Annotated in this window: 12 protein-coding genes, 1 pseudogene and 1 riboswitch; of the genes and pseudogenes, 2 read left to right on the top strand and 11 right to left on the bottom strand. The window is 36.8% G+C overall.

The window, feature by feature from the left end; translation table 11 throughout:
- Positions 1-48: 48 nt before the first annotated feature.
- Positions 49-155, bottom strand: a riboswitch (SAM riboswitch).
- An 84-nt stretch (positions 156-239) separates the two neighbouring features.
- Together JCM9157_RS24925 and prsW are read right to left on the bottom strand one after the other, a co-directional pair.
- Positions 240-401: a hypothetical protein gene (locus tag JCM9157_RS24925; protein WP_162831766.1), complete on the bottom strand. Its 162-nt coding sequence runs from the start codon at positions 399-401 to the stop codon at positions 240-242.
- A gap of 26 nt (positions 402-427) precedes the next feature.
- Positions 428-1075: a glutamic-type intramembrane protease PrsW gene (gene prsW / locus JCM9157_RS13750; protein WP_035665517.1), complete on the bottom strand. Its 648-nt coding sequence runs from the start codon at positions 1073-1075 to the stop codon at positions 428-430.
- Positions 1076-1206: 131 nt separating this feature from the next.
- Between prsW and JCM9157_RS13745 the strand changes: the two genes are divergently transcribed.
- Entirely contained in the window at positions 1207-2175 is a 969-nt protein-coding gene (locus JCM9157_RS13745) for an asparaginase (RefSeq protein WP_035665515.1), read from the top strand.
- A 38-nt stretch (positions 2176-2213) separates the two neighbouring features.
- Here JCM9157_RS13745 and JCM9157_RS13740 read toward each other — a convergent pair whose 3' ends face one another.
- The 7 genes and pseudogenes from JCM9157_RS13740 to JCM9157_RS13710 form a co-directional block, all read right to left on the bottom strand.
- A complete protein-coding gene (locus JCM9157_RS13740) occupies positions 2214-3185 on the bottom strand; it encodes a YpdA family putative bacillithiol disulfide reductase (RefSeq protein ID WP_035665513.1) in 972 nt (323 codons plus the stop codon).
- 62 nt (positions 3186-3247) lie between these two features.
- The gene (locus JCM9157_RS13735; protein WP_035665511.1) at positions 3248-4510 is read right to left on the bottom strand and encodes a Glu/Leu/Phe/Val family dehydrogenase; all 1263 of its coding nucleotides are present in this window, start codon (positions 4508-4510) and stop codon (positions 3248-3250) included.
- A gap of 146 nt (positions 4511-4656) precedes the next feature.
- On the bottom strand, positions 4657-5265 hold the full coding sequence (locus JCM9157_RS13730; protein WP_035665510.1) for a genetic competence negative regulator: 609 nt from the start codon (positions 5263-5265) through the stop codon (positions 4657-4659).
- Between the two features lie 114 nt (positions 5266-5379).
- Positions 5380-6283, bottom strand: a pseudogene (locus tag JCM9157_RS13725) (MerR family transcriptional regulator).
- A gap of 107 nt (positions 6284-6390) precedes the next feature.
- Positions 6391-7137 carry a metallophosphoesterase gene (locus JCM9157_RS13720; protein WP_035665509.1) on the bottom strand — a complete coding sequence of 249 codons (747 nt, stop codon included), beginning with the start codon at positions 7135-7137 and terminating at the stop codon, positions 6391-6393.
- Between the two features lie 13 nt (positions 7138-7150).
- Positions 7151-7591 (bottom strand): hypothetical protein, encoded by a 441-nt coding sequence (locus JCM9157_RS13715; protein ID WP_035665508.1) that lies wholly within the window; start codon positions 7589-7591, stop codon positions 7151-7153.
- Between the two features lie 70 nt (positions 7592-7661).
- Complete coding sequence (locus JCM9157_RS13710) at positions 7662-8849, bottom strand: M20 family metallopeptidase (protein ID WP_035665507.1); 1188 nt, start codon at positions 8847-8849, stop codon at positions 7662-7664.
- A gap of 538 nt (positions 8850-9387) precedes the next feature.
- Between JCM9157_RS13710 and JCM9157_RS13705 the strand changes: the two genes are divergently transcribed.
- Positions 9388-9615 carry a hypothetical protein gene (locus tag JCM9157_RS13705; RefSeq protein WP_035665506.1) on the top strand — a complete coding sequence of 76 codons (228 nt, stop codon included), beginning with the start codon at positions 9388-9390 and terminating at the stop codon, positions 9613-9615.
- Positions 9616-9657: 42 nt separating this feature from the next.
- On the opposite strand, the gene JCM9157_RS13700 is transcribed toward JCM9157_RS13705, so the two are convergent.
- Positions 9658-10110 carry a DUF2663 family protein gene (locus JCM9157_RS13700; RefSeq protein WP_035665505.1) on the bottom strand — a complete coding sequence of 151 codons (453 nt, stop codon included), beginning with the start codon at positions 10108-10110 and terminating at the stop codon, positions 9658-9660.
- 56 nt (positions 10111-10166) lie between these two features.
- On the bottom strand, positions 10167-10403 hold the full coding sequence (locus tag JCM9157_RS13695) for a hypothetical protein (protein ID WP_035665503.1): 237 nt from the start codon (positions 10401-10403) through the stop codon (positions 10167-10169).
- Positions 10404-10413 lie beyond the last annotated feature (10 nt).

Here is a 10413-nt window from a genome sequence, read left to right as displayed (position 1 = left end):
AACCACCTTCAATATAAGAGAAGGTGGTTATCAATACAAATTCACTTTCTCTTATCTTTCAAGCTCGTAAGCTTGATGGAATTAGCACCTGACCAGAAGTTTGGCTGGTTGCTGAGACATCATAGGGCCAGTCCCTCCGTCTCTCTTGATAAGAAATCCTATTTAATTAAATTCATTTAATCAAAATTACAACAATTCTAACAATATTGCAAGAACTATTTCTCGAATTAAGTTAAAAACTACTCAACCGAAGCATCTATGTGCAACGTTTCTTCATTTCCACAAATGCAGCGTTTAAACCCTGTTTCATATTCTCCTTTTTCGTTTCTTCTACCTCTTAATATGTATTTTTGCCCACATACAGGGCATCTAATGATAATTCGATAACGTCCTTCAGCCATTTTTTTCACCCTTTACCATACATTCTTTAATGATCTAATTGGTTAGCACGTTTCACTTTATTTAATGCTACCCACCAAAGTACCAACATAAACGGAATTAGTCCAATTAAAAAATAAATATCAAATATTAATAAAATAAAATCATATGTACCATGTAACCCAACTGGTAATACCAGAGCCAAAAGCATGTATTTTTTCTTATGCGCGTATTCTACTTTCGCACTACCTAAATAATAACCCATGATTACTCCGTATAATGCATGGCTTGATACAGGTAATAGCGCCCGACCAAAAGCAGTTTCTAAGCCATTAGCTACTAAGTATAAAACATTCTCAGCTGTTGCAAACCCAAGTGATAACGAAACCCCAAAAACAATTCCATCATAACGCCTTGAAAAAAAAGCATGTTGATAAGCAAATACCCATAGCAAAAACCATTTAAAAAATTCTTCTACAAACCCATATAAAACAAATGCTCTTCCAAATGGTTGCTCAAAATAACCTTCTACAGTAAAAGCATATTGAATGACCATAATTGGAAAAACTAAAAGTACTCCGATAATAAATGTTCGAAATACTTGTACTTTGGTTGCTGTACTATAATGACTCCTCAAATAAAAGTAAGATAATAATGCCATCCCTGGCGCCATTGCCGCTGTCACAAGTGCAAACAATTCGCCCTTCCTCTCTTTTAACAATCTCTTTTTCTTTTCACGCTTATTTAAAACAACTTTCTATTCAGTATTTCTATTTTATGTTAATATGAATTAGTATTTTCAGACTGTTTAAAGCAGAGGTGTCCAATTTGAAAAAAATTCTTGTCCTACATACAGGTGGTACCATCGCCATGCAAGAAAATGAGCAAGGTGCTGTCCAACCTAACGTAATAAATCCATTATATTCCACTATCGAGTCGCTATCAAGCATAGCATCTGTAATCGTAGATGACTTTCTAAATATTCCTTCTCCGCATATGACACCGTCATTAATGGTTAACTTGGCCGAACGATTAAAAGCTCGTGTCAAGGAAGATCAGTTAGATGGCATTGTGGTTACCCATGGGACTGATACACTTGAAGAAACGGCTTATTTACTTGACCTGTTACTTGATTGGAACATTCCCGTTATTTTAACAGGTGCGATGCGTTCAAGTAATGAATTAGGAGCTGATGGTCCACATAATTTAATCTCAGCTGTCCGAGTTGCAGCTCATGATTCGGCTTGTAACAAAGGTGTATTAGTAGTTCTAAATGACGAAATTCACACTGCAAAAAATGTAACAAAGACCCATTCTAGTAATATTGCCACTTTCCAAAGTCCTCAATATGGTCCCATTGGCATTGTTACTAAACGCGGTGTTTTTTTCCATCACACTTTAACGGCCCGCGAAAGCTATCCTGTTAAAAAACTCACTAAGAACGTTGTTTTATTAAAAACTTATACTGGAATGGATGAAACAATCATTCAGGCTGTCGCTAACACAGACATTGACGGCTTAGTTATTGAAGCTTTTGGACAAGGAAATGTTCCTCCAAAGGTGATGGAAGGTTTAACTAGTCTTATCAAAAAGTCAATCCCAATCGTACTCGTTTCACGTTGTTTTAATGGAATTGTGCAAGACGTCTATGCTTACGAAGGTGGCGGCAGGATGTTAAAAGACAGAGGTGTGATCTTTACAAATGGGTTAAACGGACAGAAAGCTAGATTGAAGCTAATGGTCGTATTGGAGCAAACGTCTGATCAACAGAAACTACAGGAATTGTTTTATAAATGATTACAAACCAAAAGGGGAGTACCGGTCCACATGACCTGTTACTTCCCCTTTTGTTTGCTTATCGCTTCTGCGATTTGGCATCCATGGAATCGACCGTTCTCTATAAAAATCTCATTCGCATTATTCCCTGCCGCTATAACACCTGCAACAAATAATCCAGGAATATTGGTTTCCATTGTCGTTGGGTCAAATGAAGGTCTGCCCGTGAGAGGGTCCACTTCTACTCCCATTTTCCTGATAAATGAATGATCTGGGTGGTAGCCCGTCATCGCAAAAACAAACTGAGCCGCTATCCGCTTTTGCTTCTTACCTTGTTGATAAATCACTTCATCTTCAGTAATTTCTAGCACATCTGCGTTAAACTCCATCTTAATCTGCTCGTTTTTAACTAACGATTCAAACTCTGGCAAAATCCAAGGTTTTATACTAGTAGAATACTCGCTCCCACGATACAAATTACAAACTCTCGCTCCGGCCTTTTCAAGTTCAAGCGCAGCATCTATGGCTGAGTTTTTTCCGCCGATTACTACAACATCCATATCAAAATAAGGATGAGCTTCTTTAAAATAATGGAGCACATGTTTATGTTCTTCTCCTGGTACATCCATTAGATTCGGTGAGTCGTAATAACCTGTAGCAATAATGACATGTTCAGCTAAGTACTCTCCTTTAGTCGTTGATATATAAAACTCTCCATTATTTTGTTTCTTTACAAGTTGAACTTTTTCATATGCTTGAACACGTATTTTTTTTCGTTTTACTACTTCCCTATAATAAACAAGTGCTTGATTTCTTTTCGGCTTTCTTTCCTCAATCACAAAAGGAACCGATCCGATCTCTAATTTTTCACTTGTAGAAAAGAATGTCTGATGAGTAGGATAACGGTGGATAGCACTTACTACATTATCTTTTTCAATGACTAAAGCTTGTAAACCTTTTTGCTTACAAGCAATAGCTGCTGCTAATCCACAGGGTCCACCACCTACAATGATCACTTCTTCTCTTCTCATTGCCTCACCCCCAACAAAGATAAAACCCTTGTCTATAACCTACACAAGGGTTTTTATAACAGTTATACCCACCCACGAAATCTTGACGCTTCGGCCATTTTGCGTACTCCGACCATGTAAGCTGCAAGACGCATGTCTACTTTTCTTATTTGGGCTAATTTATATATATTCTCAAAAGCTCCGACCATAACCGCTTCTAGTTTTCCTTCAACCTCATCTTCAGTCCAATAATAACCTTGATTATTTTGAACCCACTCAAAATAAGAAACGGTAACTCCACCTGCACTCGCCAAAACATCAGGGACTAACAGAACATTACGTTCAGATAAAATACGAGTTGCTTCCATTGTCGTTGGACCATTGGCCGCCTCGACAACAATAGAGGCCTTAATTTCTGCAGCGTTCTTTTCAGTTATTTGGTTTTCAATAGCAGCCGGAACTAGAATATCACAATCAAGTTCTAATAATTCCTCATTTGTAATCGTTTCTTTAAATAGTTTTGTGACTGTCCCAAAACTATCCCGTCTATCAAGTAAATAGTCAATATCCAATCCATCTGGATCATGCAACGCACCATATGCATCTGAGATCCCAATCACTTTAGCACCAGCATCATGCATAAATTTAGCTAGAAAGCTTCCTGCATTTCCGAACCCTTGGATGACTACACGTGCTCCATCTATTTCAATACCCTTTTTCTTTGCTGCTTCTCTGATACAAATCGTAACACCTTTTGCTGTAGCTGACTCTCTACCATGAGATCCTCCTAAAACAAGCGGTTTTCCTGTTATGAATCCCGGAGAATCAAATTCCCGAATGCGACTATACTCATCTAACATCCAAGCCATGATTTGCGAATTAGTAAAAACATCTGGAGCTGGTATATCTTTCGTAGGCCCAACTATTTGACTAATTGCACGTACATATCCACGACTAATTCTTTCAAGTTCTCTAAAAGACATTTCACGTGGATCACAGATAATTCCACCTTTTCCTCCTCCATAAGGTAAATCGACAATACCAGCTTTTAAGCTCATCCAAATCGAGAGTGCTTTCACTTCTTTTTCAGTTACAGCTGGGTGAAAGCGGACGCCCCCTTTTGTAGGGCCAACCGAATCGTTGTGCTGCGCTCGGAAACCAGTATAAATCTTTGTAGAACCATCATCCATTTTAACTGGAATTCTGACCGTAAGCATCCTCATCGGCTCTTTCATAAGTTCATACATTTCTTCAGGGTAACCAAGCTTGTCCAACGCTTTCTTAATGACACTTTGTGTCGATGCAAGCACATCTAGTTGTTCGGCTTGTTGTTCATTTTCTGCCATTTCCAATTTCACCTCTATAGTGGTTAATAAAGCTTTTCATCACTTCTTACTATAATGAAACAGGTCTCATTTTTCCAGCCTAAATGTTAAGTTTTATGCAAAAGAAAATGTAAGAACTGTGAAAGAAAAAAGAACTGATAGTATCATCAGTCCTTTTCATTTTTAATAAAATAGTTGTAAAGGTGCGTGATAGAGTCATGTGCCATTAATTTCTTGCCGTATTCTTCAACCAAGTACGATGATACTGTTGACGGATTTCCAAACTCCGATAATAGAGCAACAAAAGCTTCTTCGTCAACAACTTCTACATCATATTCTTCAAACTTAATAAAGTATTGTTCTTGATAAGAATATAATGTGCCACCATTTATTCCAAAAGGAGATAATCTTGATGAAAGAGAGATGACGTCTTCTATGTCTTTAAACTCATAAAAAATATCTTCGGTTTCATCAAGTGTTACTTGCATCTCTATATAACCATCTTCAAAACCTTCTTCATCAAAATCATCTTCTGCCTTACTTTTTGAGACGATGATTACCATCCCTTGGGCAGGCATTGCATAGACTTCAACCGCAATAGGACCATCTACTTTAAAACCTAGCTCGTCATCAGCTTCCAAAATCATATCGCGAAACAAATCGTGCACTTTCGGAAGGTCTTGCCATAAATCTTCCTTTGTTAAGCCTCTTTCATGCATATCATCATAGGTTAAGAAAGCTTTAAATTTATCTGTATTTAAACGTTCAAGACGCATTTGAAACCCTCCTTTATTACGAACGTCCATTAGCCATTTTCAGGTCAGTCATAAACCGTCTACTATACAGTATGAAAGGACGGAAAAGAAGGTTCGATACATGAGACTAGAAATTTATAATTTCAGGCTGTTTTTTAACCAATGCTCCCAGTCTTCCTTCGTTTTACCGACAAGGAACTCATCATATGTAGATAACTGACTTTCATTTAAACGATCAAAGGCGAATCCCCAGCCCTATAATTAATGAAGGGAACTGATTTCGTAATTGGTCAATCACAGTTAAAGCGGCTTTTAAGTTATGATCCATTGTACAGGATGTTACAAATATATCTGCATCCACCTCTTTGATCACAAGCTCAAGATCTGAAGTAGGGATTCCAGTACCTAGATAAATAACTTCATACCCCTTCCTTCTTAAAAAAAGAGTAAAGATTAATAAACCTAGTTCATGAGATTCATGAGGGCCACAAACTGCCACTACTTTAGGCATAAGGCCATCTACTGGCAACCCATGAAAAATGGTTCCAATTTTGGTTCGTAGAAATGAGGTAACGAAATGTTCGTGAGCAACTGATATCTCATTTCTTTCCCACATATAACCAACTTTTACTAAAAGAGTTCCTAGAATATCTATTGTTACTTTATCAATGCTAAACAGACAAAAAGCTTGATTTAATAGTTGATTAGCTTTATTTTCTTGAAATGAGAGTAATGCCTCTAATATCTCTTCAGACAATTGAATGGAGTAATCCCCTTGGACAGGATCTGCTTGTTCTACAGCAATCGAACCTTTTTCAAATAAATCTACAGCTTGTCCAATGGTAAAACCTTTATTTACCTTCTCCATTAACCACCTTAAAATGGCCACATGCTCTTCAGAATATAATCTATGCCCTGCTTTATTACGAACCGGTTCAATTATGTGATAACGCCTCTCCCAAGCGCGTAACGTACCAGCTTGTATACCAAGCATTTGTGAAATTGCCTTTATATTATATTTCCCTTCTTTTGAAGCCATATTCCTTCCTCCCATACAAATCAAAAGCATAAAGCATCTGCCATTTAAGTAACCTTAGTATATCGAATTCTCAACTTTGTGTAAACTTTGTATAACTTTTATATTATTTAATCTTCGCACATAAGCGTCAAAATGTGGGTTTCAGCTGGCGCTCCTAATCTTAGCGGAAGCGCTGTAGTTCCGTACCCATTGCTAATAAGAAGGTCTGAACCATTTTGCTTATACAGTCCTCCTTTACGAGCAATGCCATAGCCAAATATTCTAATTTGTCCACCATGAGTGTGGCCTGTTAATAACAAAGGAAATTCGGGTATAGGCAGTTCAGCAATCTCCGGGTAATGACAAACCAATATTGAAAATTGGTCAGGAGGTAAATTAAATTTTGAAATGGATCTCATTGCTGTGTCTATCTCATTTATCCCAACAATAGAGATGAATTCTTTATTTCTTTTTAGCAGTTCTTGATCATTTTCAAGTTCTACAACTCCAAATTTATTAAAAATCGACTTTAAATGATGCTTACCTACTTCTGGATCATTATTTCCCCAGACGAAGTAACATGGTGCTTTGCTTGTTAATTGCTTTATATTTTCTTCAATTCGATTAAGTGAAACCCCCCGTTCACACAAATCACCACCAATAACGATACAATCCACACCATGAAGGTTCTGAATAATTTTATCTGAAATTCTCCTTCTATGTACATCACTAATAAAAAAAAGACGAAAGCCATCAAAGGATTTTGGCAATGTCTCATAAGATAAAGTGGTTTTTCTTATTCGATTTCTGTTTCCTTCCAAAAACATATATGATAGTAATATACCAAACATCACCCCAATAACGATTAAAAACATTATCCTCACCCTCTTATTTAAACCATTTGTTATTTTTTTCTAAACTAACATCCATAATACCATACCAAAGTGCTAAGCCTAATGCTAGAACAGCCAATTTTCCGTTTTTGAAAAAAAGATGAAGCCACGTTAGTGTAGCTACAAAGATAAAAATCATTCTTGGGGTTCTTAAAATCGGATGTGATAAACGAGGATTCCAAATTTTCACACCATCCCTTACAAATAATGAGTACGACAAAAAACCAACTATAAATAGTAAAATAGCCAGCAATAATTTAAATGGAGAAAAAAGAACTTCTCCTATAAAATGTGAAATCGACCAAATTGGAGAGTCCGGAAACATATTTAGTGAAACAAATATTCCACCATAAGCAGTCAGTAATAGTAGTGTTCTCTTATAAATCCACCATTCCAGTTCAACCCACTCCTTTCTCTCCAATATATGCAAAATCATTTAAACAAGTCCTAATTCACCATAAAAAGACTCAAATCGTTCAATCTGAGTCTTTCTTTTTCAACGTATATTACTTTTCTTCTACGTTATTTAAAAAAGCTATCGCAATTTTACCTAGACACTTAGCAGCGATAAGCATCGCCTTTTCATCAAAATTAAATTTAGGGTGATGATGTGGGTAAACAATTCCTTCTTCTTCATTTCCCGCTCCAGTAAAGAAAAAGGTACCAGGAACATGCTGCAAATAATAAGCAAAATCCTCTCCACCCATGACGGGCTCCATCTCAAAAACATTTTCTTTTCCTAGAATGTGACTGGCTGTTTCAATAAAACGATTAGTTTCTTGTGAATCGTTAACTACAGCCGGATAGCCCTTTTCATAAGTTATTGAATAGGTCGCCCCCATAGCTAGGCAAATACCATTTGTTACCTCTTCTAGTCTTGCGATGATGAGCTCTTGTACATTTTGATCAAATGTTCTCACAGTTCCTACTAACTTGGCAGAATCTGCAATAACATTAAACGCACCACCAGCATGAAAGGATCCAATAGTTACTACAGCCGATTTCAAAGGATCTATATTACGACTTACGATATGCTGAATTTGAGTAACCACGCTTGCGGCTACAGCAATTGAGTCAACGGTTTCATGAGGACTTGCTCCGTGCCCTCCTCGGCCATGTATCGTAATTTCAAAACGGTCAGCCGCTGCCATGATTGGTCCTTGTCTATAGCCAATTTGACCAAGTGGCATCGTAGACCAAAGATGTGTTCCGAAAATAGCGTCTACTTCGTTCAGGCAACCAGCTTTAATCATCTCAATCGCTCCACCTGGAGCAAGTTCTTCAGCAAACTGATGGATCAGTACAACTGTTCCTCTCAATTGACTTTTATATTCCATTAAAACTTTTGCGAGTACAAGAAGGGTTGCAGTATGACCATCATGGCCACAGGCATGCATAACTCCTGGTTGCTTTGAAGCAAACGGTAAGCCGGTTTCCTCTTCTATTGGTAATGCATCAAAATCGGCTCTAAGAGCTACCGTTTTGCCTGGTAAATCTCCTCTTATGTATCCGACAATACCTCGACCACCTACTCCTCGTTTTACTTCAACCCCTAAACGTTCAAGGTAATTACCAATAAAGTTAGGGGTTTTCACTTCTTGAAAAGACAATTCTGGCTCGGCATGTAGCAAGCGTCTTAATTCAACCATTTCTGGAAACAGTTCTTCTAGTCTTTCTAACATTAATTCAACCACTTGGACATTCCTCCTCATTTTTATTGTACGCCTCACACCTCAAAAAGAAAACCATTTAGACACAAGATTCAGTTAATGAATAAGATAAATTAAAATAACCTGTTGACCTCATTAGGAGATCAACAGGTTAAACCAATTTTCCATATTATATGGTTCTTTATTATTCTGAGTGTTCAGCTACTTTTAACATATAAATAGCCATTGCTACAGCTGAGGCCATTGCTAGTAATCCGATGCTAAGAATCGCAACTAATTGTACTGCTGTCATTCTCCATCCACTCCTTTTTAAAGCGATCACATTTATTTTGTCACATTTACACTATAAAAATAGTAGCATAGGAATAATTAAAGCGCTCAAAAACTATGTGACAGAATTGAGAATTTTTTCTTATATCTCAATAACAGGTTCCGGCAATCAATCGTAATTTAACTGTGAGATTTACCAACAAATAAATTGAAAATTTAGGGAATTCGCGATATACTAAGGTAAATAAAGAGAAGATAGCGCTTTCATAAAATATAAACGGGAGTGATATGCATGATCTTAACTAAACTAACCGACAAATCGCTCATAACAAATGATGACCTGGATTTCAATCACCGTTTAGGTCTTCCAGTTGAAGTTTTTTGTTCAAAAAAAGGAAAAACAATCGCTTTTGGAGCTATTCATGAATTTGATGATCAATATATACACATCCGAGGCGATGAATATTGTCGCTCATCATTTCTTTTTTTCGGTCAACCATCTTTACCACACTCTTGTTAAGAATAAATAACAAAACGACCTCGATATTTCAAGGTCGTTTTATTATTTATGGTATAAATTAATATCATGTTCTCTTTTCATAAAAGAATAAACAGCTTCCCTAGACTCCCAAGTATCATCTGTTTCCCATAGTTCAGTACTTCTCGAAATTAATTCTTCTCTTAATTCATCAAATTCCTTTTCTGCTTTAGTTGTCTTTTTCACAAAAAAATTTAACTGAATGAATCCTATTGACAGAAGAAGTAATAAGACAAGGATCAAAGGACTTCCTAAAAGAACATTTAATATATTATTGCTCATACCAACATTTCCAAATGCTTTATATCCAAATAAAAAAAAGATTGCAGCACAACCCATGGCAAATAGCGACCATCTCATCTTAGCTTTTTCCATTTTTTCGACTTTGTTTTTCCTAGCAACCAATTCTTCTAACATAATCCCAACGATTTCTGGACCATAGTATGGTTTCACGTTCCATTCTTTAAATTGCTTCATCTTAGCACCCTCCCATAACCACTATATGAGACAAGTACAGTAATATTCTTTTGTCTTTATGGCATCCAGTAAGGAAAAGTAACCGCAGCAATAATTAAAGCTAAAAAAAGAATTAATAATAACCGTATTAACGGAAACGAAAGTGTATATTTTTTCTTTTTATGTTTTGCTCTACTTTGATGAACTCGGCTACGAGGGGGAAGAGTTTGGTCGCTAGCCTCAGCCTTTGCCTTATCCCTTTTCTGTGATTTCATCTGCTGACGCAATTGTTTAGCTTGATCATGCTCAGACATTTGTTACTCA

It is taken from the genome of Halalkalibacter akibai JCM 9157 (assembly GCF_000513135.1).
Taxonomy (GTDB): Bacteria; Bacillota; Bacilli; order Bacillales; family Bacillaceae_D; genus Halalkalibacter; species Halalkalibacter akibai.
The sequence above is the reverse complement of the archived record's forward strand: the minus strand, read 5'-3'. Positions and strand labels throughout refer to the sequence as shown.

Coding starts and splice junctions, on each gene's coding strand:
- JCM9157_RS24925 (WP_162831766.1), bottom strand. CDS start 401: ATGGCTGAAGGACGTTATCGAATTATCATTAGATGCCCTGTATGTGGG.
- JCM9157_RS13740 (WP_035665513.1), bottom strand. CDS start 3,185: ATGAGAAGAGAAGAAGTGATCATTGTAGGTGGTGGACCCTGTGGATTA.
- JCM9157_RS13735 (WP_035665511.1), bottom strand. CDS start 4,510: ATGGCAGAAAATGAACAACAAGCCGAACAACTAGATGTGCTTGCATCG.
- JCM9157_RS13730 (WP_035665510.1), bottom strand. CDS start 5,265: ATGCGTCTTGAACGTTTAAATACAGATAAATTTAAAGCTTTCTTAACC.
- JCM9157_RS13720 (WP_035665509.1), bottom strand. CDS start 7,137: ATGTTTTTAATCGTTATTGGGGTGATGTTTGGTATATTACTATCATAT.
- JCM9157_RS13715 (WP_035665508.1), bottom strand. CDS start 7,591: ATGATTTTGCATATATTGGAGAGAAAGGAGTGGGTTGAACTGGAATGG.
- JCM9157_RS13705 (WP_035665506.1), top strand. CDS start 9,388: ATGATCTTAACTAAACTAACCGACAAATCGCTCATAACAAATGATGAC.
- JCM9157_RS13700 (WP_035665505.1), bottom strand. CDS start 10,110: ATGAAGCAATTTAAAGAATGGAACGTGAAACCATACTATGGTCCAGAA.
- JCM9157_RS13695 (WP_035665503.1), bottom strand. CDS start 10,403: ATGTCTGAGCATGATCAAGCTAAACAATTGCGTCAGCAGATGAAATCA.